At 43.7% G+C, this 25,500-nt stretch carries 26 protein-coding genes; 19 read left to right on the top strand and 7 right to left on the bottom strand.

The genetic code is table 11. From position 1 onward, the window contains the following. Nucleotide 1 precedes the first annotated feature (1 nt). Complete coding sequence (locus tag HGH91_RS21790) at nt 2–379, top strand: heavy-metal-associated domain-containing protein (protein ID WP_145674912.1); 378 nt, start codon at nt 2–4, stop codon at nt 377–379. Further along, the gene (locus HGH91_RS21785) at nt 309–1,001 is read left to right on the top strand and encodes a hypothetical protein (RefSeq protein WP_168740907.1); all 693 of its coding nucleotides are present in this window, start codon (nt 309–311) and stop codon (nt 999–1,001) included. The genes HGH91_RS21790 and HGH91_RS21785 overlap by 71 nt, the downstream gene beginning before the upstream one ends. On the opposite strand, the gene HGH91_RS21780 is transcribed toward HGH91_RS21785, so the two are convergent. Continuing rightward, nucleotides 987–1,442: an LEA type 2 family protein gene (locus HGH91_RS21780; RefSeq protein WP_168740906.1), complete on the bottom strand. Its 456-nt coding sequence runs from the start codon at nt 1,440–1,442 to the stop codon at nt 987–989. The genes HGH91_RS21785 and HGH91_RS21780 overlap by 15 nt on opposite strands. A gap of 414 nt (nt 1,443–1,856) precedes the next feature. Here HGH91_RS21780 and HGH91_RS21775 point away from each other — a divergent pair, with 414 nt between their 5' ends. Together HGH91_RS21775 and HGH91_RS21770 are read left to right on the top strand one after the other, a co-directional pair. After that, the gene (locus HGH91_RS21775) at nt 1,857–2,495 is read left to right on the top strand and encodes a WbqC family protein (RefSeq protein WP_168740905.1); all 639 of its coding nucleotides are present in this window, start codon (nt 1,857–1,859) and stop codon (nt 2,493–2,495) included. 252 nt (nt 2,496–2,747) lie between these two features. Beyond that, complete coding sequence (locus HGH91_RS21770) at nt 2,748–4,154, top strand: arginine decarboxylase (RefSeq protein ID WP_145674920.1); 1,407 nt, start codon at nt 2,748–2,750, stop codon at nt 4,152–4,154. A 377-nt stretch (nt 4,155–4,531) separates the two neighbouring features. Here HGH91_RS21770 and HGH91_RS21765 read toward each other — a convergent pair whose 3' ends face one another. Next, nucleotides 4,532–5,365: a hypothetical protein gene (locus HGH91_RS21765; RefSeq protein ID WP_168740904.1), complete on the bottom strand. Its 834-nt coding sequence runs from the start codon at nt 5,363–5,365 to the stop codon at nt 4,532–4,534. Between the two features lie 184 nt (nt 5,366–5,549). Beyond that, a complete protein-coding gene (locus HGH91_RS21760; protein WP_168740903.1) occupies nt 5,550–6,002 on the bottom strand; it encodes an Hsp20/alpha crystallin family protein in 453 nt (150 codons plus the stop codon). Nucleotides 6,003–6,241: 239 nt separating this feature from the next. Here HGH91_RS21760 and HGH91_RS21755 point away from each other — a divergent pair, with 239 nt between their 5' ends. The 15 genes from HGH91_RS21755 (at nt 6,242) to HGH91_RS21685 (ending at nt 20,205) form a co-directional block, all read left to right on the top strand. Next, the gene (locus tag HGH91_RS21755; protein ID WP_168740902.1) at nt 6,242–6,655 is read left to right on the top strand and encodes a BrxA/BrxB family bacilliredoxin; all 414 of its coding nucleotides are present in this window, start codon (nt 6,242–6,244) and stop codon (nt 6,653–6,655) included. Between the two features lie 127 nt (nt 6,656–6,782). Further along, nucleotides 6,783–8,084, top strand: a complete 1,302-nt coding sequence (locus tag HGH91_RS21750; RefSeq protein ID WP_168740901.1) for a prolipoprotein diacylglyceryl transferase — start codon at nt 6,783–6,785, stop codon at nt 8,082–8,084. 9 nt (nt 8,085–8,093) lie between these two features. Beyond that, nucleotides 8,094–8,525 carry a hemerythrin domain-containing protein gene (locus HGH91_RS21745; protein ID WP_168740900.1) on the top strand — a complete coding sequence of 144 codons (432 nt, stop codon included), beginning with the start codon at nt 8,094–8,096 and terminating at the stop codon, nt 8,523–8,525. 166 nt (nt 8,526–8,691) lie between these two features. After that, nucleotides 8,692–9,624, top strand: a complete 933-nt coding sequence (locus HGH91_RS21740; RefSeq protein WP_168740899.1) for a DUF2167 domain-containing protein — start codon at nt 8,692–8,694, stop codon at nt 9,622–9,624. Between the two features lie 342 nt (nt 9,625–9,966). Continuing rightward, a complete protein-coding gene (locus HGH91_RS21735) occupies nt 9,967–12,441 on the top strand; it encodes an outer membrane beta-barrel family protein (RefSeq protein ID WP_168740898.1) in 2,475 nt (824 codons plus the stop codon). A 319-nt stretch (nt 12,442–12,760) separates the two neighbouring features. Continuing rightward, nucleotides 12,761–13,327 carry an RNA polymerase sigma factor gene (locus tag HGH91_RS21730; protein ID WP_168740897.1) on the top strand — a complete coding sequence of 189 codons (567 nt, stop codon included), beginning with the start codon at nt 12,761–12,763 and terminating at the stop codon, nt 13,325–13,327. Beyond that, nucleotides 13,327–13,884, top strand: coding sequence for a hypothetical protein (locus tag HGH91_RS21725; RefSeq protein ID WP_168740896.1), 558 nt, complete (start codon nt 13,327–13,329; stop codon nt 13,882–13,884). Before HGH91_RS21730 ends, HGH91_RS21725 begins: the two co-directional genes overlap by 1 nt. Further along, nucleotides 13,868–14,950: a DUF4097 family beta strand repeat-containing protein gene (locus HGH91_RS21720; protein WP_168740895.1), complete on the top strand. Its 1,083-nt coding sequence runs from the start codon at nt 13,868–13,870 to the stop codon at nt 14,948–14,950. The genes HGH91_RS21725 and HGH91_RS21720 overlap by 17 nt, the downstream gene beginning before the upstream one ends. A gap of 43 nt (nt 14,951–14,993) precedes the next feature. Further along, nucleotides 14,994–15,728 (top strand): head GIN domain-containing protein, encoded by a 735-nt coding sequence (locus HGH91_RS21715; RefSeq protein ID WP_168740894.1) that lies wholly within the window; start codon nt 14,994–14,996, stop codon nt 15,726–15,728. 93 nt (nt 15,729–15,821) lie between these two features. Further along, entirely contained in the window at nt 15,822–16,313 is a 492-nt protein-coding gene (locus HGH91_RS21710; protein WP_168740893.1) for a YajQ family cyclic di-GMP-binding protein, read from the top strand. 73 nt (nt 16,314–16,386) lie between these two features. Further along, nucleotides 16,387–16,638 (top strand): type B 50S ribosomal protein L31, encoded by a 252-nt coding sequence (locus tag HGH91_RS21705; protein ID WP_145674946.1) that lies wholly within the window; start codon nt 16,387–16,389, stop codon nt 16,636–16,638. A gap of 69 nt (nt 16,639–16,707) precedes the next feature. Continuing rightward, nucleotides 16,708–17,886 carry a putative sugar nucleotidyl transferase gene (locus HGH91_RS21700; protein ID WP_168740892.1) on the top strand — a complete coding sequence of 393 codons (1,179 nt, stop codon included), beginning with the start codon at nt 16,708–16,710 and terminating at the stop codon, nt 17,884–17,886. Between the two features lie 13 nt (nt 17,887–17,899). Continuing rightward, nucleotides 17,900–18,661: a triose-phosphate isomerase gene (gene tpiA, locus HGH91_RS21695; RefSeq protein ID WP_168740891.1), complete on the top strand. Its 762-nt coding sequence runs from the start codon at nt 17,900–17,902 to the stop codon at nt 18,659–18,661. Nucleotides 18,662–18,796: 135 nt separating this feature from the next. Next, the gene (locus HGH91_RS21690) at nt 18,797–19,393 is read left to right on the top strand and encodes a 2'-5' RNA ligase family protein (protein WP_168740890.1); all 597 of its coding nucleotides are present in this window, start codon (nt 18,797–18,799) and stop codon (nt 19,391–19,393) included. Between the two features lie 524 nt (nt 19,394–19,917). Continuing rightward, the gene (locus HGH91_RS21685; protein ID WP_247651805.1) at nt 19,918–20,205 is read left to right on the top strand and encodes an acylphosphatase; all 288 of its coding nucleotides are present in this window, start codon (nt 19,918–19,920) and stop codon (nt 20,203–20,205) included. A gap of 166 nt (nt 20,206–20,371) precedes the next feature. Here the strand turns inward: HGH91_RS21685 and HGH91_RS21680 are convergent, their stop codons facing one another. The 4 genes from HGH91_RS21680 to HGH91_RS21665 all read right to left on the bottom strand — a co-directional run bounded on the left by HGH91_RS21680 (nt 20,372) and on the right by HGH91_RS21665 (nt 25,470). Continuing rightward, nucleotides 20,372–21,502: a C1 family peptidase gene (locus tag HGH91_RS21680; protein WP_168740889.1), complete on the bottom strand. Its 1,131-nt coding sequence runs from the start codon at nt 21,500–21,502 to the stop codon at nt 20,372–20,374. Between the two features lie 132 nt (nt 21,503–21,634). After that, the gene (locus tag HGH91_RS21675; protein ID WP_168740888.1) at nt 21,635–24,100 is read right to left on the bottom strand and encodes a M56 family metallopeptidase; all 2,466 of its coding nucleotides are present in this window, start codon (nt 24,098–24,100) and stop codon (nt 21,635–21,637) included. Between the two features lie 10 nt (nt 24,101–24,110). Next, nucleotides 24,111–24,500, bottom strand: coding sequence for a BlaI/MecI/CopY family transcriptional regulator (locus tag HGH91_RS21670; protein ID WP_211092384.1), 390 nt, complete (start codon nt 24,498–24,500; stop codon nt 24,111–24,113). 97 nt (nt 24,501–24,597) lie between these two features. After that, nucleotides 24,598–25,470 (bottom strand): sterol desaturase family protein, encoded by an 873-nt coding sequence (locus HGH91_RS21665; RefSeq protein WP_168740887.1) that lies wholly within the window; start codon nt 25,468–25,470, stop codon nt 24,598–24,600. Nucleotides 25,471–25,500: the final 30 nt, after the last annotated feature.

Here is a 25,500-nt window from a genome sequence, read left to right as displayed (position 1 = left end):
TATGCGTATCCTAAAATTAGTCGTGTTGTTCCTGTTTGCCAGTGTGGGCATGGCCATGGCACAACAGAAACAGAAGTCGATCGAAACTGTAAAGATCAGCACACCTACCGTGCAATGTGAATCCTGCAAAAACCGTATTGAAAGGTATATGTCGCATGAAGAAGGCGTACAGGCCGTGAAAGTAGACTTCAAAAAACATATCACCACGGTAAAATACTGGACAGACCGTACCAATATTGAGAATATCAAGACAGGTATTGCCAATGCGGGATACGATGCAGATAACGTAACGGCTAATCCTGAATCTTATGCCAAACTGCCCACCTGCTGCAAGAAGCCGGAAGATGGCGGAGGTATGGATCCCAAGAAAAAGCACTAATGAACAACCACAACAGCCTTTAACCCAGTTAAAGGCTGTTGTGTTATATACTTATCCGTTTTTAAAACCTACTCCTATTCCCATACTGTTTAACCCGCTGAAGCACCATCTCGCTGCGCTCCAGCATACGCTTTTACAATCGGAGTCGTCCGAAATCCACCAAAAATTACTGGCGCTGGGCAATTCCCAGATGGATATGTATGCCGGGGAACTGGATACCACTGCTATTTTTAACGAAGTCAGAAACTGGTTACAGGAAAGAGGGATCTATGAACGAACGGCCTATGCTGCTTTCCTGTTGCAGCAACATGGGTATGTCACAGTGGTATTGTCGGATACTTCCCGCTGGATATTACAGATGGCGGCCGATCAGCAGTTGTATATCCATCTGCATCCGGGGCGTTATAGTCCCCATACCTTCCGGGTAAAAGCTACTGCGCTCAAAACGGCCCTCGCTTACCGGGTAGCGGAACGGCACCGGTTATTGACGGGTGACTTGCTGCGGGATCTGAATGTATTGCGGAAAGACCTGCAACTGTCGCCTTTGAGAAGCGCCACAGAAAGCAGTCATATTATGGAAATTATTGACTTATTGAAGCGAACCGGATCAGAAGAAATTTAAGGCTTGTTTGGTTTCGCATTTAATCGGGAAGGGCAGGAAGATGCCGCCTTTACCTACTTTACAGCGGCCGTTGGCCCGGATGGTTACTTCCTTGTTGGAGAAGGCGGACATGGCATTTTTGAAAACGTTCCCCATATTTACTTCCAGCTTTACCGGGAAATAAAAAGTATCCCTGGCTGGTATAGCGATGGTAGAATCCTGGATAGAATGGCCAACCTGGGTATCATCAAAAAACAGATCGAAGTCGGCATCTTTTAATTGAAGCCGGTAATTATTCGGGTTGTAATATGCCAGTGTTAGCCGTACAATACTTTTAGACATACCGAACTCGTCCATACTCACACCGGCTACCCTTACAAATTGGATATCTTTGTTTTTTTCGCAAGAGCTTGCTAGTCCCCAAACAATAAAAATGGCCAATATTAATCTAAGCAGTTTCATCAGTAAGCCGGTAATTTAATTTACGTCAAACCTACTGCAAAGCTTTTAGTTCTCAAAACGGCATGGCTGAATTGGGAAACTTTTAACGATCCCCATTTTTAACGGCAGGAGTAGCTTAAAAGAATGATGCATTAAATACATATAAATAAAAACTTTCTTTATGGAAATATGTTATCTTAGTGTTCCTTCCTGTGTTCGCTAAAAATGAACGAAAAAGCGACTAATTTCTTTAGTATTTTTGCATTTCGGAAACTTTTTAACTAAAGTAATACCTACTAATTTTATTAGCATATTATTATAATTGCTATGAATTCTTACTCAATTACTTAAAGTAAATTGTTAAGCGACTGACTTGAAGTACCTGCCGGGTAAAAAAGGGAATGTTCGGGTACCTGGTTTTAAAAAATTGACATTATGACAGCGAATGCAGAAAAGAAGGTGTTATTAATTGAATCTCAGTATTTTCCACCCATTGATTCATATAAAGCTTTATTAAATCACGACATATTACAGATTGAAAAATATGAGCACTATCAAAAGTTGAGTTACAGGAACCGGTGTTATGTAGCGGGTCCAAATGGACGAATGATTTTGAGTGTACCCCTGACCCGGGGGAAGAACCAGCGGACGGTAATGAAGGATGTCCGGATCAGTAATGAGGAAAAATGGCAGAGTTTGCACTGGAAAACGCTGGTGTCTGCTTATCGCCGCTCTCCCTGGTTCGAATATTATGAAGCTGATCTGCAGGAATTGTATGAGCAGGAATTTAAATATTTGCTGGATTGGAACCTGGCCTGTTTTGAATGGATGAATAGCAAACTCGGTATTGCTGTGCCGGTTACCTTTACCGAAAGTTATCAGAAGGAGGTGAGCGGAGTAACGGATGCCCGCGATACCATACTGCCGGGACCAGTAGTTACGGGAGCGCCTGCTTCTTACACCCAGGTGTTCCAGGAACGTATAGGATTTCTTCCCGGATTAAGCTGCCTCGACTTGCTTTTTTGTGAAGGAAAACAGGCGTTAAAAGTGCTGTTGGAAGACAGCGAAAAATAGTGTTTAATATTATTTAACTTATTGATTTGTAATTGTCTGTATATTTGCAGGGGTAATGATGCCCGTAAAATCAATACCTCCCGAAAAAAATTAGGGTGGCAATCAACAAAATATTTAGATTTGCAACCTATTTTGCTGGGGTTCGAACTGACGTAGGTGTGTAAACCAGGAGTTTCCCAGTGAGGGAAAAATGGATTGTTATCCTGATATTTTTTTCTATTACTAATTCCTAAAATTCATTTGCAGTACTAAATGAACAACACCTACACAGACCTGGTTAAGCAGACTTTTGAATTTCCCCAGGAGGGCTTTGAAGTAAAAGACAACTACCTGGAATTTAATGGTCTGGATATTAAGGCATTGATTGACAAGTACGGAACTCCATTTAAGTTGACCTTCCTTCCTAAGATCGGGATGCAGATCAACAAGGCTAAGAAGATGTTCCAGGACGCCATTAAGAAGAACAGGTACGATGGAGAATACTTTTATTGCTATTGTACTAAAAGTTCGCATTTCTCCTTCATTATGGAGGAAACGTTGAAACATGGTGTTCATATTGAAACTTCGTTTGCCTACGATATCGACATTGTCAATAAGTTGTATGAGCGTAAGAAGATCAGTAAGGATACTTACATTATCTGCAACGGGTTTAAGACCAAGGCCTATACCCGGGCTATCTCCAGGTTGATCAACAGTGGATTCAAGAATGTGCTGCCTATCCTGGATAACAAGGAAGAGCTGGAAGATTATAAGAGAAACGTCCGGATCAAGGATAAAGATAAAGTGAAGCTGGGAATACGTGTGGCGGCAGAGGAAGAGCCTAGCTTTGACTTTTATACTTCCCGTCTGGGCATTCCTCCCCGTGATATCCTGGAATATTACGTGGATAAAATAAAAGGTAATGAGAAGTTTGAGCTGAAAATGCTGCACTTCTTTATGAATAAGGGGATTAAGGATGACATTTATTACTGGAGCCAGTTTAACCGTGTAATGAATCTCTACTGCCAGCTGAAAAAGATCTGTCCTGAGCTGGATAGCATTAATATAGGCGGTGGTTTTCCCATCAAGCACTCTCTTGGTTTCGACTATGATTATAATTATATCGTAAACGAGATTGTGGCCAATATCAAAAGCATGTGTAAAAAGAATAAGGTACCTGTACCGAATATTTACACAGAGTTTGGCTCATTTACAGTAGGTGAAAGTGGCGCTGTTATCTATAGTGTAGTAGGAGAGAAAATGCAGAACGACCGTGAGTCCTGGTACATGATCGACAGCTCCTTCATTACTACATTGCCTGATACCTGGGGTATCGGGGAGAAATTCCTGATGTTGCCAATTAATAAATGGGACCAGGAATACCAGGAAGTACATCTCGGTGGACTTACCTGTGATGGATACGATTTTTATACATCTGAAGAACATATTAACGCTGTATTCCTGCCTAAGCAACAGGCATCCGGGGAGCCACTGTATATCGGATTTTTCCATACAGGCGCTTACCAGGACCAATTAAGCGGCTATGGTGGTATCAAGCACTGCCTGATTCCTTCTCCTAAGCATGTGATTGTGGGATACGATAAAAATGGCCAGTTGAAAGATTGGTTATATGCGAAAGAACAAACTTCTCAGAGTATGCTGAAGATTTTGGGTTATTAAAAAAATGGGTTAGTAATCCTGCTGAAAGCCCCCCGATTATTCGGGGGGCTTATTTTTTTCCATTTTTTTCTCTCAGTATAATAAAAAAAAGGCCTTCATTTTATTGAAAGCCCATCATGGCATAGGTTATAAATAATATTCACCGGCATAAGGAAAATAGGTGATGAATTTGATAGCGCGAAGATAGTGCTATCAATTAGCACTGATAAGCCCCGAAAGTTGTAATTTTTTCTAAGCTCTTTTTGATCAAACTACTTGCTAAAGCAATAATTTATTATCATGTTGGGCGAAAATCAGACAAATGGTAATATTTACTTATCCATATCCATTGAAAGGTTTCAATAGCATTTCCCATAGCATAACACAGATGTGTAAGGCTATATTTCTCCGGGTTCATTCAGGAAATCAATGGCGGTACCACATTGTTTTTCGATTTCTGTAAAACAAGCTTCCAGGAATTCGGTTTCTCCTTTCAGGAAAGCAGATTTGCCTGAGCGGGAAAACCCTTTTACCAACAGAAACTGTTTGGTTAAATGTTGATTAATCAGGGAGAGGTGTTGTTGTTGTTGTTCTGCTGTCCTTTTTTGTTCCAGGGAAATGATGTTCCGGTAGTATTGTCCGAGCGCCCTGATAAGAAACAGCAGGTACATGCCCACAATCAGCGGATTGGCCAGGTATTGAAAGGCGGGTGAATAGCCCGGGCTTACATACACCGCAATATTATTGAGTTTAACGTAGGCGATGGTTACCAGGTAGGCGCAGAGAATAAGACTCCATACGAGTGTGGCTACCAGGTTGGCCGTAATATAGCAGAGCAGGATACTCATAATCCATATCAGCGTGTACTTGGGGCTCAGGTCCTGGTTGTTGAGGAAAGATGAAATGATGGGAATGATGAGCGTGGTCATCGAGGTCATCAATCCCACTTTCTTTGCCGCCATGCCCTTCCTGAGCAGGAGCAGGCAGCCTATGAGGATGCCAATCATTATTGGGATGAGTATCATATTCACCCGGTTCATACTGAGCATATTGATAAACAGTATGAACAAGAGCAGTACGGCGTAGAAGAAAGCATAATCAAAGATGAGTTTGATCTTTGCCTGTTCGTAAGTATTTGGGGTGTGAAGGATCACATTGCCAATTACTGCCTTTTCTGCGTTGAAGTAGATATTTTTAATAAATGACCAGCCTTGTCGGAAGCGTTTTGCCATTAGTAGGTGCTTAGGCAGGCAAATTATTCTTTAATCAGCTAGGAGAGATTCAACGTTTGTGTGAATTCTACACAATAGAAAAATGTAATATGAGCTTCCGATAGACAATAAAAAAGGTTGCCCTATACAGAGCAACCTTTTAAACCCTACTGCTACGAAGTTCCCTTGCGGGAACCTGCTTCCCTTATTCCACTACTATTTCTTTAGGAGCGTCCTGTTTGTTTTCCTTTTTGCCAAGGGTTACTTTCAGGATACCGTTGTCATATTTTGCATTGATCTTGCCAGCGTCTACCAGTTCACCGATAGTGAAGGAGCGTTTGAAGGACTTGAAGTTGAATTCCCGGCGTACCTGTTTGTCGGTTTCATTCTTCGCTTCGGTCTTCTTTTCTGCACTGATGGTAATCGCTTTATCGTCGGCGCTGATCTTAAAATCTTCTTTAGAAAATCCGGGGGCTACTACATCAAGCAGGAAAGCTTCCGGTGTTTCCACGATGTTTACCGGAGGATGGGTGGTAAAATAATCGTTGGTCAGAAAATCGTCTTTTACATATTTATTCAATCCTCCATTGAGAATGTCTTCTACAAATCCACCAAATGTTTTGGGAAGCGGGCTGTGGTTAAATTTAATGTGTGTCATAGTTGCTATAAATTTTTTTAGTGAAATCAATTTTTTGTTTTGATACCGGGTACAGATCAAATGGGATACCATGCCAGGAAAACTGCTATTTTGTTAGTAAAAACGTTACAGATTGCGACATAATGTCGTTTGTATTGTATTTTTTATGTCAAAAAGTCTATAAGGGTATCCATTTTTTTACTTTCTGCGGGTATATATTTAACTTTGTGAAAAATACAAACAGAAAAAACTCTAATTATATGTATCCAGCGGAACTAGTAATGCCCATGAAGGCAGAATTGACAGATAACGGCTTTGAAGAAATGCTCACGCCGGAAAGTGTTGACACTACATTACAGAAAGACGGAACTACCCTGGTGGTTATCAATTCCGTATGTGGTTGTTCGGCAGGTACTGCCCGTCCGGGGGTATTGATGGCGGTAGCGCACAGCGAAAAGAAACCAGACAGACTGACTACCAGTTTTGCCGGTTTTGATGGTGAGGCGGTTAAACAAATCCGTACCCACCTGATGCCTTATCCTCCTTCGTCTCCAGCGATTGCTTTATTTAAGAATGGTGAGTTGGTGCACATGATTGAGCGCCATATGATTGAAGGCCGGTCTGCACAAATGATTGCAGCCAACCTGCTGGACGCATTCGAACAGTATTGCTAAATATTCACATTTCTAAAATCCAACTTAGAAATTCGAAATTGCATCGTACTTTGGTGGTTTGATTTTCCTTTTGATTAAATTCGGCTTTGTTCATAGGAAAACTCAGATCACCAATTTTTTTACGGCTATGTATCCTAATTTATATTACGCGTTCAGAGATCTGCTTGGCTTAGAACTACCATTTTTAAAGATTTTCCAGACGTTTGGTTTTTTTGTGGCCATCGCTTTCCTGGCGGGGGCTTATATTTTAACGCGTGAGTTAAAACGCCGTGAACAACTGGGGATGCTGACCGGCATCTCCGAAAAGATAGTGACCGGGTTACCGGCTTCCCAGGGGGAGATTATTGGCAATGCCGTGGTAGGCTTTCTGTTAGGATACAAGATTCTCGGTATATTCTTTAATTGGGACACTGCTTCCCAGGACTTACAAGGTTTCGTGTTTTCCGGCCAGGGGAGCCTGTTTGCCGGTATATTGCTGGCAGCAGCTATGGGCGGGTATAAATACTATTCCAAAAAGAAAACGGCGAAAGCCAAGCCGGAAGAGCATACTGTATTGGTAATGCCACACCAGCGGGTGCCGGATATTATTGTAATGGCCGCCATTGCCGGTTTGCTGGGCGCTAAAATTTTTCACAATCTCGAAAACTGGAACGACTTCGTGCAAGACCCGGTAGGCGCCTTGTTATCGTTCAGTGGACTAACCTTTTATGGAGGATTGATTGTAGCCACCATCGTAATTCTCAGCTATGCTAAAAAAAGGAAGATAAATATACGTGCCCTGATCGACAGTGCGGCGCCCGCATTGATGCTGGCGTATGCGATTGGAAGAATGGGCTGTCATTTTTCCGGAGATGGCGACTGGGGAATTTATAACAGCGCCTATACTATTGATACCAATACAGGGCATACCGTAAAGATGGCGCCCGCCAATTTCAACGATGCCCTACAAAAGAACGCTGCGTTCTTCCAGCAACAGTATCCCAGCATTGATAAAATCCCGCATGCCGCTTTTGAGAAGCCAGCTGCCCTGGGCTTTTTACCAGACTGGTTTTTTGCCTATGGCTATCCTCATAACGTGATTAAAGAAGGTGTACAATTGGCCGGTTGTGAGGGACAGTACTGTAAAGTGCTACCCCTCGCCGTGTATCCCACACCGTTATATGAAATACTGGGATGCCTGATTTTATTCTTTGTGCTTTGGGCCATTCGTAAAAAAATAAAAATACCAGGTGTGCTGTTTGGTATATACCTGATATTAAATGGCATTGAGCGGTTCTTTATTGAAAAGATCCGGGTAGATACCCGCTATGATATTTTCGGTTATCATCCCACACAGGCGGAAATTATTTCTACGCTCCTGGTTATTGGTGGTATCGTACTGATTACCATCTACCGTAAAAATAATGCTGCGTCCAATAAGCTTTCCTGATATTAATATATGCAACGTCACTCTTCTCTATTACCTCTGTCGCACGAACACAAGCGTCTCTTATTCGTATGCCGTTATCTGAAAAAAGATGCTGCACCCTATGAAGGGTTTCCCCTGGAAACCCAAGCCAGATTTGAATATATCGTTAAGGTATTCCAGGAACTGATGGTACCTCATATACAGAAGGAAGAATATCTTTTTGAAAAATGCGTGGGGAAAAATGTGGCTATTGACGCCATGATAAAGGAATTACAGGAAGAGCACCTGGTAATATCCCGGATGTACAGCACACTTACTGATAGCACTGACCTGGACACCGCTATGGATGCGTTGGCCAGGAGCCTGGAAGCACATATACGGAAAGAAGAACGGGAGTTTTTCGAATTATTGCAACGTGAACTACCGCAACTCCTGGATACATTACAGCTGGAAAATCAATAAATGTATTGAACGTGTTATTGTACAACTTTACGAGAAGCATTAATTTTTCATTAGAGTTATAATCGCACTGAGAATCCCTAATATTGGTCTGTCTGCTATCCTGATATTTATTGTTTCTCCTTGTTTGTTGAGCTGGTAAATAACCTGTGGCTATTTAAATGGTTTTATGCGTACGTTATATTACAGCTTCATCATGTGTTGCTGCTTATCTGTAAGCCTCCAGGTGTTGGGATTATCAAGGGAAGACAGTCTTAGTAAATATGACAAGCTGGACTCATCGGAAATAATTGCAGCTTCTTTTACTTATAAGGTAGGTGAACAAGAGCTAGGTCAGGGCGCTATTTTGTGTGTCCCTGATGGATATCGCTTGCTGGATGCCCGGCAAAGCCGGTTATTGGTGGAAAACATATGGGGTAATCCGGAGGATCCAAATATGCTGGGGGTGCTGTTGCCTCCCAAGACCGCCCCTACAGACAAAGATTTCAGCGGATTTGTGATTTCGTTTGAGCCTTCTGGCCACCTGGACGAACAGGAGGCGGGAAAGATCAATTATAGCCGGTTGTTATATACCATGAAGGAGGAGCTGAAAACCTATAATGTGTTACGCAGCCGGCATGGAGAAGGGGCTATCCACAGTATGGACTGGGCTTTTCCTCCTTATTTTGATAAAAAGAATCATTCCCTTCACTGGGCCAGGGTATTGCATTTTGCCGACAAACGACCTGCTATACTTAATTATGAGGTCCGGTTTCTGAGCAGAAGTGGGGCATTATGTTTTACTGCTGTTGGCAAACCCACAGATATGGCTCGTTTGCGGAAACAGATGGAGCTGGTGACTGCGGCAGCCCGGTTTTCCGCGGGAAATAGCTACACTGATTTTAATCCCAGGACAGACGTAGCTGCCCAATGGACTCCGGAAATTACGATGGTGAGCACCAGTATATTGTCTGTCGATAAACTTCTGGCGGGATTACGGAGTATATTATTAACAGTATTGGTATCCTTATGTATGGTATTGTTTGTATATATTATGCAGTACTATCATCACCACCGTCGTAAACCTACCTATCGGAAGATGATAGATGAACGTTTGAACTAAAGTCAAAAATCAACAACGATAAAGCTGTAAAAGTGAATAACCCGGGAAAGTTTCCCGGGTTATTCGCTTTTACAGCTTTTTATATCCCAATGTTTTTCAAGAATTTCCTGTAACATAACCGTTTCCCAGTCGTCTTTTTATCGTTCCATCAACATTTACCATTCATCCCTTTCTATAAACCGTTTGTGTAATGCTATGTACTGTGTAATACATAATACCTATTTTTACATCGTAGTAGTTAATCTAATGTAGTGGTTAAACCACTGTAGTATATTAGCTAAGGTTCTAAAGAAACAAACTACCCAACCAAACAACATCTAAAACACTCTAAATCACCCTTATATGAAACCAGGTTTTAAAGCTCTCGCGTTATCAATGAGTATGTTAACCACAGCTTTAACTACAGTTGCCCAAAATGCTCCCGGCGTAGGAGGGCAAATCACCCAAAATGGAAACAAGCCGGTAGAGTTTGCTACAGTGACTTTATTAAAAGCAAAAGATTCATCGCTGGTAAAAGGAGCGATTGCAGATATAAATGGTAAATATGAATTTGAACAGGTGAAACAGGGCCAATACCTGGTAGCGGCAGTATCAGTAGGTATGAATAAAGCCTATAGCAGCGCCTTTGAAGTAGGAAACGGCCGTGTAAGTGTACCTGCTGTTACCTTACAGGCAGTTTCCAAAGCTTTAAAAGGAGTAGATGTAACCGCCCGCCGGCCTTTTATAGAGCAGAAAGCTGACAAAATGGTAGTGAACGTGGAAAACAGCATTACCGCTTCCGGCGGTTCCGCGATGGAAGTACTGGAGAAGTCGCCTACCATTACTGTCGACAAAGATGGTAATATTTCCATGAAGGGTAAGGCAGGCGTAGTGATTATGATAGATGGCAAACCAACCAATATGACCTCCCAGGACGTTGCCGAGCTGCTCAAAAGCATGCCAGCTGCCAATCTCGACCAGATTGAGCTGATTGCGAATCCTTCCGCCAGGTATGATGCAGCCGGCAACGCGGGAATCATCAACATAAAACTAAAGAAGAACTCCAGTTACGGTACCAATGGTAGTGTAAATCTGGGCGGTATACAAGGGGAACGGGCCCGCTATAATGGTGGCCTCAATCTGAACCATCGCACTGCTAAAGTGAACGTATTTGGTTCCTATAATTATAGCCATTGGGAAAACCAGCAGGAACTTACTGTTTACCGTTCTTATATGGAAAATGGCCAACCGAAAGTATATGATCAGTCCAACAATATGGCGCAAAAATCGAACTACCAGGGCGGAAAAATTGGGGCAGATTACTTTATCAGTAAAGGACATACTATCGGCGTGATGGTAGATATGAGCGCAAATCACCGGTTTTTCCCAACTTATGCCAATACCCTTATTGGTAACGGTCAACGGGTGGATTCTACCCTGAGTACCAATACTGACTATGACGGGAAATGGAAGAGAGGTGCTTATAATATCAACTACCGCGGTGTATTGGATTCTACCGGCAGGGAACTGAATGTGGACCTGGACTATGCCCGGAATACCAACCGTCAGCTGACCGACTTATACGCCTTTTCACGTGGCACCAATGAGAAAGTACTGCTGGGCAGCGATACTTCCCGTTCTAACCAGCCATCTACAATTGACATCAAAACAGCAAAAATAGATTATACCCAACCACTGAAGAACCAGGCTAAACTGGAAGTTGGTGCGAAAGTAAGTTTTGTGACCAGCGATAATAATGCCCGCTTCGATTCTCTCAGAATGGGTAACTGGATGCTGGATGAAAACCGTACCAACCACTTTATCTATAAAGAAAATATCAATGCCGCTTACATCAATTACAACAGGCAGTTTAAAAAGGTGGGTGTGCAGGTGGGGCTCCGCGGAGAACAGACGCACATTTCCGGTAGTTCTGCATCACAGAAAGCGCAACAGCCGGTGCTGGTAAAAAATGATTCTACCTATTTCAACCTGTTTCCCAGCATGGCATTGACGTATAATATGAATAAGAACAATACATTCGGTTTAACGTATAGCCGTCGCATTCAGCGCCCGAGTTACGACGATCTTAATCCGTTTGAATTTTATCTCGACAGGTATACCAAACAAGCTGGTAACCCTTATCTGAAGCCACAATACTCCAACAACTTTGAAATTACCCATACATTTAAACAATTCCTGATCACTTCCATTGGTTATTCACATACGAAAGACATGATGACCCGGTTGCTGGAAGCAGATGTCGATAAGTCCACCGGCGATAGTTCCATTCTGCGTTACAAGTATATGAACGTAGCAAAATCGGATAATTTCAACCTGAATGTGTCTATGCCAATGCCTGTTACTAAATGGTGGACGAGCTTTACCACCTTATCTGTTTCCTACTCCAATTTCCAGACAGTTGTGAATAACAATAACGTGAAAACCGCTTCTGCTGCCTTCTTTGGCCGTACCCAGCACACCTTTACCATCACTAAAAAAGTTGCTGCGGAAGCTACCTTCTTCTATGTATCTCCGCAGGTGACCGACGAAGGGTTATTTAAAATGAAGGCGATGAGTTCACTGGACCTGGGCGCCTCTATGAAAGTATTGAACAACAAAGGATCGGTGAAACTGAATGTGAGTGATATTTTCAGGACCAACTACTTCCGGGGCGATTTTAGCAATGCAGGCAGATATACTGCGATTGCCAGCAGATGGGATTCACGACAGGTGCGTTTAAGCTTCAACTATCGCTTTGGGAACACTAATGTAAAAGCAGCCCGTACTCGTCAAACCGGGCTGGAAGCAGAACAGAGCCGCGTAAAAGGAGGTAATTAAGATGGTTTTTTAGGTATATAAGGATGGAAAAACGTAGTCAGTTAGCTGGCTGCGTTTTCCTTTCACGCTTTCCAACATGAAGATGTACAGGTTTCATCACAGGAAATGACGGTTTGGTATAATTTGATGACGTAGGGTAGGTGATTCCGCTAATTTTGAAAAACTTTTTTACCCCGGCCCCTTTCATCCATTTTTTATAAATGTCTAATAATTAATCAGATAGGCGCATTGGAGTTACTGAATACGGGTATCGTATCACATTAAGCGGGAAAAAACTAATTGCCGCCGTGCAACCTTTTTTACAATTACTGTCTTTATAATGAAAGCATCAGCCACTAACTTGAATCAAACGCAAATAGCAGAGAATGTAATAGACCGCTGCAAGAAGGGGGATGTACGCGCATTCCATGAATTGTACAACGCCTATTCAGCTGCTATGTATAATATCTGCCTGCGTATGACCAACAATGTGAGCGATGCGGAGGATACTTTGCAGGAAGCATTTATCCAGGTACACAAGCATATTGGGAAGCTGGAGCGGGACGCCAGCATCAGTGCCTGGATAAAACGGATTGTGGTAAACCACTGTTTAAATACCTTGCGTAAAAAGAAAGTGTATTTTGAAGAAGTGGAAGAGGTGGAAGTAATGGCGGAAGACGGCATTGATGAGGCTCAGTTTAGCTGGACCGTTGCCGCTGTGAAGTCTGCCATCCATGGCTTACCACATGGGTACCGTACGGTGTTGAATCTTTATCTTTTTGAATCGTATTCACACCGGGAGATAGCAGAAATGCTGGGTATCACGGAGTCGACCGTTAAAACGCAGTACATGCGTGCAAAGGAGAAGGTAAGACAGATTGTAAAACAGCAAAATGTAACTCGTTGATGCCAGACAATTTTGAAAGTTTTATCCAGCAGCACCGGGATGAATTTGAGGGACCGGGGCCATCGCCACGGGTTTGGGCTGCATTGGAAAAAGATCTTACGGAACAGCGCCAGGGGAGGGTAGTACAGCTTTTACGGAAAAACTGGTTTAAAGCCGCAGTGATAGCCGTGTTGATGATTAATGCTGCCGCTATATTCTATTTTACCGGGCATAAACGGCACCAGCAGCAGGAGCTTTCGGCTATATCGCCTGATTTGCAGGAAGCCCGGGCTTACTATACCACACGGATAAACGCCAAACTACAATTAATAGATGCTTACCCTGCCAATGAACTGGGACTGGACAGTGCCGCCCGGCAGGAACTGCAATTGCGTAATGATACCTATAAAGCACTGGAGAAAGAGTTAAAAAATAACCCGGGCAATGAAAGAATCCGTGCCGCACTCATACGATATTACCAGCTGAAGCTGGATCTCCTGGACAAAATATTGGAAGAACTGCAAGATAGACATGCAGTTCCCGGTCATACAAAAAAACAATATGAAGTTGAGATTTAGATGCTTATTATTTCTGCTACTGCCGCTACTGGCGCAAGCTCACAACGGATCTACGGTGTACAAGAAAACAATTGTGAAAACGTTTCCGGTTGGTGATAATGCGGCATTAAATCTTTCCAATAAATACGGTAAGATTATTTTTCACGCCTGGAACAAGAACGAAATCAAAGCTACTATTACCATTACGGGCTTTGGAAAGAACGATGAACAGGCGCGTTCCATTGCAGAAATGGTAGATATTGACGCCGATCAGAGTAACAGCAGCGTATCGATGCGTACTGCCTACAACCCTGGTAAAAGTAGCTCCGGCTGGTTTTCCTGGGGGGGTAAAATGGACTCCAAGGATTATGTAAATATCGATTACGATGTATATATCCCGGAGAGTTTAAGAAAACTGATGGTTGCTAACCAGTTTGGAGATGTGATAGCAGATAAGTTTAGTTTCCCGGTGGTAATGGAATTGAACTATTGTACGTTTGATATCCGGGAAGCGGAAGACCTGAGTTTCCGGATCAATTACTGTGATAAAGGCAAAATCGGCAAAGCGGATAAAGTAGAGGTAAGAGGAAGCTATTCCAATGTGCGTGCCGACCAGCTCGGTAGCCTGAGTACCAGCTCCAACTACAGTGAGTATGCCGTGGACAGGGTTGGTGAATTGAAGATCTCCGCCAACTATGATAATTATAAGATAGATCATGTAGAGCAGGCAAGCGGCAGATGCACCTATTCCGATGTACGTATGGAGGAACTGCAACAGGCTATTAATATGAACATGACCTATGGGGATGTGAAAGTAGGCAAGGTAGGCACTGGTTTTAAATCAGGCGATTTCCAGCTTACCTATTCTGATATCAAGATGACTTTTTCCCGTCGCCAGCCGCTCTCTATCGTTGCCAACATGGTGTATGGCAATATAAAAGTGGACGGATTTGAACTGAAGAATGTTGTTTCCAACAAGAAAAACGCGAACCATGATTACGCTGCGCAAGCAGGGGGGGCCAATGAATCATCTCCCTATATAAAAATACGGGGCACCAACTCAGATGCTAAATTAGATACTTACTAACCTGTTATAACGCCATTCTAAAACCTGATAAAAGAGTTACACTATGAAACGTTTTGCCAATTATTTCCTCTTTGCATTACCATTGTTGTTGACCGCTACTTTACTTGTTTCCTTTTCCTGTAACCGGAATGAACGGATCAGGGGGAATGGTGAGGTAAAGGAGGAATCCAGGAACGCAGCTCCATTTAAAGATATCAGTACCTCGGGTGCCTATAAAGTGATTATACAACAGGGCAGTGGCCACAGTGTTCGTATAGCTGCGGAAGAGAACCTGTTGCCTTATATCCAGACAGAGATATCGGGTGGGGAGTTGCAGATTTATACCAAAAAGGGCTATAATATTCAACCGACCAAAGATATTACAGTATATGTGACCTTAGAAAAGGTGGGCATTTTATCGGCCAGTGGAGCCAGCGGATTTATCAGCAAGGGTACGCTGAACAGCGATTTACTGGAGCTGAGATTCAGCGGGGCGGCGGATGCCAAACTGGATATCAATGCCCGTAAGCTGAAGGTGGGGCTATCCGGCGCCAGTAAAATTAAGCTGAGCGGTACTTCTCAGCGTGCTGAGTATGGGATATCCGGTGCGGCCGATATCAGGGCATTGGACCTGGCAACTGATGATGCGCAGGTTGATATTTCCGGTACCGGGAAAGCGGAAGTGTTTGTTCAGAAAAAGCTGGATGTAGGCATTTCCGGTATGGGGAAGGTACACTATAAAGGAGATCCTTCCGTTACCAAATCGATATCCGGTATGGGTAATATCAGTAAGATTTAATAACAAGTTAGATTTAGAGTATATATCGGGCCGGTAGTTCTCTACCTGCCTTTTCTTTTTTATATTTGCTGTTCGAATATAAAATTTATAGTTATGCCGTCCTTTGATATTGTCAGCAAAGTAGATTTACAGACCCTGGATAACGCTATTAACACGGTGAAGAAAGAGATCACGAACCGATATGATTTCAAAGGATCACATGTGGAGATAGAATTGAATAAGAAAGAACTGACGCTCAATATAGAGGTAGAGAGTGATATGAAGCTGGGGCAGTTACTGGATGTGTTGGTTAGCCGCACTATGCGCCAGGGGTTGGATGCTAGTATTTATGACCTGAGTAAGGAGCCATACCAGAGCGGGAAGGTATTTAAGAAAGATGTGATGGTACGTAATGGGATCAAACAGGAGGATGCCAAGAAGATTGTGAAGCTGATTAAAGATTCTGGCTTGAAAGTACAGGCCGCCATTATGGATGATATTGTACGGGTAACAGCTAAGAAAATAGATGATTTACAGGATGTTATACAAAAGTGCCGGGAAGCCAACCTGGGTATTCCGTTGCAGTATATAAATATGAAATCCTGATTTTTTAATAATAATCTTTGGGTGTTAAAGAAATTTAGTTAACTTTGCACCCTGTATTTACAATAATTTTGATATGAAACAGGGAATCCATCCAGAAAGTTACAGATTTGTGATATTTAAAGATATGTCAAACGGAGATAGCTTTTTAAGCCGTTCTACCGCGCCTTCCAAAGAAACTGCAAAGTGGGAAGATGGTAACGAATATCCGTTGATTAAGTTGGAAATTTCCAATACTTCTCACCCTTTCTATACTGGTAAGAACGTATTGGTGGATACCGCAGGACGTATTGATAAATTCAACAAACGTTACGCTAAGAAAGCTTAGTTGCTAAGTAAAATATTTTTTAGGAAAATCCCATCGGCTTATCGATGGGATTTTTTATTTTAGTTCCCTATGGAGCGTAATTACATTCTTATTGACACGCCCGTACGTGAACTGTTATTCCCCTTTACACATACAAGACCCGTTGCCACCTGCAGAGTAGGAATACTTACCATACAGGAAAAATGGGAGCGTTGGCTGGGTACAGGAGTGAGCCATTTTACCGTACCGCACCTGCAGGATAAGTTTCCCTTGCAGCATAAGTTACCCGATACTATTGATATTTTAATCTGTGGGCACCTGTTGCCGGACGCTGATTTACTGGCAGCGATCCAGGCATTGGAGCCGGAGCAGGAATTGTATAAAGACAACCATTTGCTGGCGAAAGCGGTATTGGGAGCGGAGGTACCGGCATTGGCCAATGGTCATCGTAAAAATTATCCAGGGGAAGTACTGGGAATTTATAAGCCTTGGGATATCTTTGCGCTCAACGACAAAGCAATCAGGGCAGATTTTAAGCTGCTAACGGCGGGCAGAACCTCTGCTCCCATATCATCCACCAATCAGATCATACATCCTGCAGACATTTTCCTGGAGCCCGGGGCTACAGTAGAATGTAGTGTGCTGAATGCGGCTACGGGGCCGATATATATCGGGAAGGATGCGCAGGTGATGGAGGGGTGTTTGATCAGGGGGGCTTTGGCGATGAATGAGGGGGCGGTATTGAAGATGGGAACGAAGGTGTATGGGGCTACCACACTGGGGCCTTATTGTACTGGCGGAGGGGAGATTAAAAATAGTGTGTTCTTTGGTTATTCCAATAAAGGGCATGATGGTTACCTGGGAGATGCAGTGATTGGGGAATGGTGTAACCTGGGCGCCAATACATCGTGTTCCAACCTGAAGAATAATGTATCGGCTGTGAATGTTTGGATGGAGGGTCTGGGACGGCCTATGGCAGCGGGTACCAAATGTGGTGTATTGATGGGAGATTATAGCCGCTGTGGCATTAATACCATGCTGAATACCGGTACCGTGATTGGAGTGTCCTGCAATGTATTTGGGGGGCATTTCCCGGCCAAATTTGTGCCTTCTTTCAGTTGGGGGGATGAAGGGCAGTATCGTTTGCCGGAGGCGCTTAAAGACGCCGGTAAATGGATGGCTTTGAAAGGACAGACGCTAACAGCAAAAGATAGTAGTGTATTGGAGGCGGTATATGAATTAATTTATCAGAAAGACCTTAAAACTTAATATCACAGTATTTATGAGAAAAAAAATTGTTGCAGGTAACTGGAAAATGAATCTTACGCTGGCGCAGGGCGAGCAGTTGATCAACGACATTCTGCAGGCTGGGCTCCGGTTGAAAGAAGGGCAGGAAGTAGTAGTAGCTACGCCGTTTCCTTATCTGCAGAAGGCGAAGTCTTTGCTGAAGAACTATCCTGGTTTTTACGTGGCGGCGCAGAACTGTTACAGTGAAAAATCCGGTGCTTATACCGGTGAAGTATCTGCCGAGATGCTGCAATCAATTGGCGTGGATTACGTGATCCTGGGTCACTCCGAGAGAAGGGAATATTTCCAGGAGGGCAATGCGATGCTGGCAAAGAAGATTGACCAGGCACTGGCGAATGGATTAAAGCCTATTTTCTGTTGTGGCGAGCCGCTGGAAATACGGCAGGCAGCAACACAGAATGCTTTTGTAGCGAAGCAGCTGGAGGAAAGTTTGTTTCATCTGACCGTAGAGCAGTTGAAGCAGGTAGTGATTGCATATGAGCCTATCTGGGCGATTGGTACAGGTTTAACCGCCAGTGCGGCGCAGGCGCAGGATATGCATGCTTTTATCCGGTCACAGATTGCTAATAAATTTGGCCGGGAGGCAGCATTGCATACGACTATTTTGTACGGAGGCAGCGCTAAGCCAGGAAATGCAGCAGAGCTGTTTGCCGAAGCCGATGTAGATGGAGGCCTCATTGGTGGCGCTTCTTTGATAGCAGCAGATTTTGTGGCTATTATAGAAAAGCTGTCATAAGTAAATAATTGAGCAATACGCAGTTAGTAAAGCTGCGTATTTTTTTAGTAAAAAATGCTAAAAAAATTAGCATTTCCGAAAAAAGGTTGTATATTCGTATTGTCATTCTAACAGGGAGAATTAAAATATCAGGTTATGAATACGAATTATGAGATTTCGGAAGAGTTATTTGATTATTTGTTGGTGGTGAATCCGGATGCTTCGGTCGCTAAGGATGTGACCCGGGTTCGTCAGTTTGTAGCAGCGGAGTTGGGTGATCCGGGGATGTCTGGTGCGCCGGTTCATGTGGCGTTGTTCAGGTCTGCTTTTCCTGAGCGTTTCCAGGAAGACTTTGTGATGATGCTGGAAGGGGTAGCACGTAAGCAATCGGGGTTTGCGGTATATACGGCCAAGATGGATGCCTACCGTCATGCTGATGGCAACAATAGTGTTTTCATTAATGTGGCTAACCCCAAACCGCTGGTGGAATTGCACCGGAGCATTATGCAGGCTTTCGAGCTGAAGCCGCAGTCTTTCCGTCCGCATATTATGCTGGCCCGGGGATTACATGATGCGGAGGTAAATATGATTATGCCATCGCTGGCCCAGCAGGTATTTGTGCGCAGTTTCAATTGTCATTGCTTCAGTTTGCTGAAACGTCCTGCAAGCGGTGGTAAATATGAACGTGTAAGAGATTTTGTATTTGGAGATATTGAACATATGGTTAGTTCATTGTTTAATTATGCTGCATAGTCAGCTCATGATTATCTGACCAGGGCATTAGCGGATAGCAGATCCGCAGCATGGATGAAATTGGACGGATATAGTAAGCGGATGTAATAATTTGTTTACCCCTATATTACCCCTATATCAATTTTCATCAGTGTTTGATTCCCTCAAGTTAGCCACCTTTCATACTGTTGCTGTTGCAGTCTTAAGCTGCTGTCTGCTGATGGAAGCGAAGCATGCAACATGTTATTAGATCCGTTGTTCCCCCGGTTTCCTGCGGTGCTTCGTATCTGCTGTCTGGTAATGCCTGGTTCAGATATTTTGATATAAATAGATCCTGAATAGATCAGTAGGCTATTTGTTCATTCGGATAAATTGTTCGTTAAATGCCTTGTTAATGTTCAATCCCTCTTCAGCTTTTGGAATAAACTTTGGGTTGTTTGTATCTTTGCCGGAAAATTGGCTTTTAAAACAGCTATTTATGTAGCGATTGTTGTTATATAACATATTCAACATCAAGCCAATACTAGCTAATTTTATAAATATTTATGGCAACAGGAACAATGGTACACAAGGAAATTATTGTGAAAGGTCGTGTGCAGGGGGTAGGATTCAGAGCTAATGCTAAACGCGTAGCGGATTCGATGAATGTACAGGGGCAGGTAAAAAATCTGTTGGATGGAAACGTGTGGATCCTGGCAGAGGCGCCGGAAGATGTAATGGAGGCTTTTATCGACTGGTGTAAGTCAGGTCCGGCGATGGCGGCGGTGAAAGAATTAGACATTACCACAGGTGAAGTACAACATATCAAAGGGTTTACTATCCTTTATTCATAAATCCTCCCGGTACGGTAACAGCAGGTGTTCAGTTACCTATGCCATCATCAATTGTAGTGAAAAAAGTTAACCGTGACGGGTTGACAAGAGGTGCAAAGAAATTTACGGAGCATCGCAACTGAATACCACCGTATAAATTTCTTTGCACTTTTGTCATATGATAGCGTTAGTTGAGACTGGTATATTTCTTTTGTAAAGACTTGTCCAGTGCAGCTTTAGGTACTACAATGGTAATGGTGTTTATTGCAAAATAAGCTTCAGAAACATTCAGGTAGCCACCAAATGGGCTGGCATTCTTACCCCAGGAATTTTTCACCAGGAAAAAAGTTTTGCCTTTAGGCGTTTTTTCTATACCGGTGATATGCATCAGGTGGTCATCTTGTGTAATCAATTCTTCGTATAGTTGTTGACGTGAATCCTGTGTATAGCTGGGTTCCTGCATTTCAGGGTCTATGCTATCCTTGGGCAGGGGAACATTAGTGGAAGTAAGCAGTGCATAACCGCGGCTGCCGGCAAATCCTTTATTGCTTACGTCTGCATCCCATAATACAGTATAGCCTTTTTGTAGAGCGGTTTCAGTAATGCTGGTGAGCTCTTTCAACGGTACATTGAAGTAAGCACCATTAGAGAAATTATCCGGCACCTCTATAATAAAAGACTTATAAAAAGGATGATGAGTAAAGGAGGTCAGGAAAATATAGTCGTCTTCGTTAAACTGTACCACTTCTTTGGCAAAGCTTTGCGGTGTATAGGTTTTTCCATTGTATTCAAAGGTAGCAGGAGGCTTACCCATGTAAGTATCGAGGATACCGGTAAATTCGCTTACCCAATTATCAGGAACGGGGGATACTTTAATGATACTATCCAGGTATTTTTTCATAGCTATCACCATTTGACCGTGGTCGTGTATGGTGGCATTATTTTTTAAGCCGCTGTAAACGCTTTCCGGCTCTATGCCATAAGCTGCAATAGAGCGAATGACGTCATGCGCCAATCCTCCTTCGTCGAAGCGGGCAAAGCCCTGGCGCCGTACATAGTTCTTGGCTTTTTCTATATAAACGTTACGGGCGGTAAACATTTCAGACAGATCAAGCTCGGGTAATCCTTTACGCAAACTTTCCGATTCTATCATGGAAGTGGAGGAGAAGTCCCAGCAGGTGCCTGTCATGCCCTGGTTTTTCACGGGAGTGGCAGCGTTGATCCTGCCTGTTTCAAGGTTCTTAATCACCATGCCCTTTTCCTGTGCATTGACTGCGGTGGCGGCAAGCATGGCAAGTGTAATACAAAACGCTTTCATAAACTATTTCATTAAGTTATATCTCTAAAGGTAAGCGAACCCACTTGAAAAAAAATACCATTACCGTATGAACGGTAATGGTACCTGTTTTATCCGCAATAGAATGGCAGTAGTCGGCTTTTTAGGGGAGCATTATGATTTTTGTATTGTCACATGCCGGCCGCCCTGGAGATATTGTTCATATTTGGAGTAAACGCTTTCTGGTTGCTTAACCCCGTTAATGAACAGGCCCTGACTATTTTTTTCTATGGTATATTTTTTTGATGGATCGATTAGCTTGTCGGCTGCCATCATTTCAATCATTTCCTGGTTTTTTTTAGCTCTTTCGGTGGCTTCTGCTGATCTTTTTTCTGCCTGTTTGGCCCTTTCTGCAGCTTCCTGGGAGCGTTTCTCTGCATCTTTAGCGCGTTGGTCGGCTTCGGCGGCTCTTTTCTGAGCGTCTAGCTCGCGTTGTGCTGCCTCTTTGTTCCTTTTCTCCGCTTGTATATCCCTGTTTTTTGCGTCTTTTTCGCGCTGTTCAGCTTCGGCAGCTCTTTTCTGGGCGTCCTGTTCACGTTGCGCGGCGTCCTTATTTCTTTTTTTGGCTTGTATTTCCCTGTTTCTTGCTTCTTTTTCCCTGATTCTTGCCTGTACATCCCTCATCTTTGCTTCTTTTTCCCTTTGGGCGGCTTCTGCGTTGTGCTGAGCGCCTTCCCTGGTGCGACCGATGCCTTCCCGTGTTCTGCGGGCTGCTTCCCTGGTTCTGGCAGCATTGGCCAGACCTTCCTCGCGTTGCCTGCGAACTTCCTCCTTATCGATGGTGGTATCGAAGTGGAATTTATCAGTCTGTATGCTCCTGAAAGCATTGTTGAGGCTCCGGTTGACATCGCGGTTAATAGCATCGAAATCAATATTTTTCAGCGCCTTGGCGGCTTCCTGTTGAGCGTTGGTGAGCTTGTCCCAGTCAATGTCTTTCAGGGCGGCCATGCTTTCTGCTTGTGCCTTCTTTACTTCGGCAGACAGGTTGGCCATATTGATATTTTGGGTAGCATTGCGGATATCTTCCTGTACTTTTTTCATATCCACATTTTTCAGCTGCTTCATAGCGGCATCGACGCTTTTCTGGGCAGCTACTATCTGTTTGCGTATTTCTTCCCGGTCTACAGTGGTATCGTTGTAAAAGACGTGGTTACGGGTGGAGAGGTGGTTTTTGGTATTGACGTTAACGTTGGCGGCAACGTTTTGATTAACGATATCATCTATTTTCAGGTCTTGTATTTTCACGTCTTTCAAGTCATCCATTTTCAAATCTTCTATTCGGATGTCCATTGACTGATCGTGAGCCTGGCTGGTCATTGGACTGGGCAATGGAGAAAGTCCTGTTTGCAGAGGGGCTAAAGGGCCCATGGGACTGGCTGGTTCAGGCAACACAACATCCTTCATCTCTACAGCATTAGTGGCTGGTGCAGGACTGGCTACATCCATTTGTTGACGGAAAGTATTGGTAGTACCTGACGTGGATTTACCTGTTTCCCGCGCAGCATTGCTTTTGGGAACGGTAGTATCTGCAGGATGTGTAGCTGTTTTATGTTCTTTTCCTTTAGCGGGATTGAACCATGCAATGGATACGAGGCCAGTAGCAATGATTAAGACAGCAAGAAATTTTTGGCTATAATTAAGATTTTTTGTCTTCATTTCCATGATGCGTTTAATGCGGTGAAACAGATGTTGTTTGCTGTTTGCCGCAGCCATAGTAAGCCGGTTGGCGGTTAACCGGTATTCTTCCAGGGCTACGAGGGCATGAGCATATTGCAACGGTTGAACGGTACTGGCAATAACGAGGTCATCGCAGCAGTGTTCTCTTTCAATGCGGATGGCTTTAGAAATCAGCCATACAAAGGGATTGAAGAAGAGGATGGTTTCAACTATTGATTGGAAGATATTCAACAGATAATCATTACGTTTGATATGAGCGAGCTCGTGTAGCAACACCGCTTCCAGCTGTTCTTCACTTAGGTTATTCACCATCGCTATAGGCAGGAGGATGAGTGGTTTTAAAAAGCCGAGCATTACCGGCACCTGTACATGCTGAGAAATCAGCACTTTCACCTTGCGGGGAATCTGTAACCGGGCGGCAAGTTTGTCCAGGTGTTTATCCCAGGCGCTGCCCATCGATTCGATATGAGTGGTGCGGATGCGCTGTAAATGAAATAGGTCAGACAACAATTTGATGGTCATAATAGCGATCCCGGCAACATAGAGCGTAACAAGGAAGGGAAAATAACCTTCGAGGTTGGGAAACAGCCATACCAGCGGTTCCTGGCTATGGTATACCGCCGGGTTTGGCGTTGCGATGTATACTGTATCCACCATTTGCGTAGCTGCTTCTCTTGCTTCCGCAATGCGTTGAATATGCATGAACAGGGTCGCCAGAAACCAGGTAAAAATGCCCGAGAGCGACAGCAGCGATAAGTTGTACTTGATCTTTGCCCCTGCCTGAGGCCACAATTTAAACACTATCCGCAGGCAGGCATAGATGAGGCATGCCTGCCACATGGAATGAAGGATCGTCCATCCCAGGGCGCGTACAAAATCGCCCGTAATAGGTAGTAATTGCATGGTAATAGATTTACCTGTTTTTCTTTTGTTGTTTTTCCATGTCCGACAGATACTGACGGATTTTATCCAGTTCTTCTTCAGATGATTTATGCTGGCCCAGGGCCTGCATAACCAGCTGGGAGGCCGAACCGCCAAAAACAGTATCTATCATTTTATTCAATAGCTGTTGCTGCGTTGTTTGTTGTGAAATGGCGGCAGTGTATACATGGGTTTTACTGCTGGTATCGCGCTGCAGCAGTTCTTTCTCATGCATAATCTGCATCAGTTTCAGGGTAGTGGTATAACCGGCATCTTTCGTTTGAGATAAGATATCATGTACCTCACGAACGGTGCTGGGGCCTTTTTCCCAAAGTATACCCAGAATTTCCAATTCACTTTCTGTAGGCCGGATCTGTTTCAAAACGATGATAATTAAAGATGATTATTGTTGTACGAATATCTTCGTAATCAAATGTACGATAGTTTTCGTAAATGCCAAATATTTCTGCATTTTTTTCTTATTCCGCAGGCGGTGGCTGTTGGCGCAGTTGCCGCGTGGTTTTGCGGCTACCATCGGCACTCCAACCTGGTGCATCAAAGATATAATGCCAGGCTTCCCGTGGGGAATGGGACTGTCGCAGGTCTTTCCAGATATCTATCCATTCGTGCGTAGCGATCCGGAAGGGGTTGTAAGTATGTATATTTTTAGTAAGACCGTACACGGGCCGCTGTTTTTCGGCAGTAAACGTACCAAACATACGGTCCCAGATAATCAGGATGCCGGCATGATTACGATCGAGGTAATCGAGGTCGGAGCCATGGTGAACGCGGTGGTGAGAGGGTGTATTAAAAATGTACTCGATAGGTGCAGGAAGTTTGTTGATAACTTCCGTGTGTATCCAGAACTGATAAATAAGGCTGATAGCCTGCATGCTCATCACCATCACCGGGTGGAAGCCTATGAGCGGCATCCACAGCCAGAAAACGAAGGTACCTGTGAGATTGCCGGTCCAATTTTGCCGCAGCGCAGTAGCCAGGTTATACTTTTGGGAGGAATGGTGGATAACATGAGAAGCCCAGAAGAAACGGATGGTGTGACTGGACCGGTGGAACCAGTAATAGCTGAAATCATCCGCAAACAAGCAGAGTATCCATGCCCACCAGGTAAAACCCAGGGTAAAAAGCCGTAACTGGTAAATTGCCAGGTAAATGCTAAAAATAACGGCCTTGGTAAACAATCCGATGAATACGTTGCCAAGTCCCATGGCAATGCTGCTCAGGGCATCTTTGGGCTGGTACAGGTGCTTTTTATCGATGGTGGTAAAGATAATCTCCAGCAATATCAGGAGCACAAATCCAGGGATGGCATATGAAATCAGGTCGGGAGGCATACGTAGCAGGTTTGTGCTACTGAAGATAAG

The sequence above is a fragment of the Chitinophaga eiseniae genome, assembly GCF_012641265.1.
GTDB lineage: Bacteria > Bacteroidota > Bacteroidia > Chitinophagales > Chitinophagaceae > Chitinophaga > Chitinophaga eiseniae_A.
Note: the sequence above shows the minus strand (reverse complement) of the source record. Positions and strands in the feature narration are given on the sequence as shown.

Coding starts and splice junctions, on each gene's coding strand:
- HGH91_RS21705 (WP_145674946.1), top strand. CDS start 16,387: ATGAAACAGGGAATCCATCCAGAAAGTTACAGATTTGTGATATTTAAA.
- HGH91_RS21750 (WP_168740901.1), top strand. CDS start 6,783: ATGTATCCTAATTTATATTACGCGTTCAGAGATCTGCTTGGCTTAGAA.
- HGH91_RS21690 (WP_168740890.1), top strand. CDS start 18,797: ATGAATACGAATTATGAGATTTCGGAAGAGTTATTTGATTATTTGTTG.
- HGH91_RS21710 (WP_168740893.1), top strand. CDS start 15,822: ATGCCGTCCTTTGATATTGTCAGCAAAGTAGATTTACAGACCCTGGAT.
- HGH91_RS21785 (WP_168740907.1), top strand. CDS start 309: ATGCCAAACTGCCCACCTGCTGCAAGAAGCCGGAAGATGGCGGAGGTA.
- HGH91_RS21665 (WP_168740887.1), bottom strand. CDS start 25,470: ATGCCTCCCGACCTGATTTCATATGCCATCCCTGGATTTGTGCTCCTG.
- HGH91_RS21775 (WP_168740905.1), top strand. CDS start 1,857: ATGACAGCGAATGCAGAAAAGAAGGTGTTATTAATTGAATCTCAGTAT.
- HGH91_RS21685 (WP_247651805.1), top strand. CDS start 19,918: ATGGCAACAGGAACAATGGTACACAAGGAAATTATTGTGAAAGGTCGT.
- HGH91_RS21680 (WP_168740889.1), bottom strand. CDS start 21,502: ATGAAAGCGTTTTGTATTACACTTGCCATGCTTGCCGCCACCGCAGTC.
- tpiA (WP_168740891.1), top strand. CDS start 17,900: ATGAGAAAAAAAATTGTTGCAGGTAACTGGAAAATGAATCTTACGCTG.
- HGH91_RS21720 (WP_168740895.1), top strand. CDS start 13,868: ATGAAGTTGAGATTTAGATGCTTATTATTTCTGCTACTGCCGCTACTG.
- HGH91_RS21730 (WP_168740897.1), top strand. CDS start 12,761: ATGAAAGCATCAGCCACTAACTTGAATCAAACGCAAATAGCAGAGAAT.
- HGH91_RS21700 (WP_168740892.1), top strand. CDS start 16,708: ATGGAGCGTAATTACATTCTTATTGACACGCCCGTACGTGAACTGTTA.
- HGH91_RS21715 (WP_168740894.1), top strand. CDS start 14,994: ATGAAACGTTTTGCCAATTATTTCCTCTTTGCATTACCATTGTTGTTG.
- HGH91_RS21675 (WP_168740888.1), bottom strand. CDS start 24,100: ATGCAATTACTACCTATTACGGGCGATTTTGTACGCGCCCTGGGATGG.
- HGH91_RS21790 (WP_145674912.1), top strand. CDS start 2: ATGCGTATCCTAAAATTAGTCGTGTTGTTCCTGTTTGCCAGTGTGGGC.
- HGH91_RS21760 (WP_168740903.1), bottom strand. CDS start 6,002: ATGACACACATTAAATTTAACCACAGCCCGCTTCCCAAAACATTTGGT.
- HGH91_RS21770 (WP_145674920.1), top strand. CDS start 2,748: ATGAACAACACCTACACAGACCTGGTTAAGCAGACTTTTGAATTTCCC.
- HGH91_RS21765 (WP_168740904.1), bottom strand. CDS start 5,365: ATGGCAAAACGCTTCCGACAAGGCTGGTCATTTATTAAAAATATCTAC.
- HGH91_RS21780 (WP_168740906.1), bottom strand. CDS start 1,442: ATGAAACTGCTTAGATTAATATTGGCCATTTTTATTGTTTGGGGACTA.
- HGH91_RS21725 (WP_168740896.1), top strand. CDS start 13,327: ATGCCAGACAATTTTGAAAGTTTTATCCAGCAGCACCGGGATGAATTT.
- HGH91_RS21735 (WP_168740898.1), top strand. CDS start 9,967: ATGAAACCAGGTTTTAAAGCTCTCGCGTTATCAATGAGTATGTTAACC.
- HGH91_RS21755 (WP_168740902.1), top strand. CDS start 6,242: ATGTATCCAGCGGAACTAGTAATGCCCATGAAGGCAGAATTGACAGAT.
- HGH91_RS21745 (WP_168740900.1), top strand. CDS start 8,094: ATGCAACGTCACTCTTCTCTATTACCTCTGTCGCACGAACACAAGCGT.
- HGH91_RS21740 (WP_168740899.1), top strand. CDS start 8,692: ATGCGTACGTTATATTACAGCTTCATCATGTGTTGCTGCTTATCTGTA.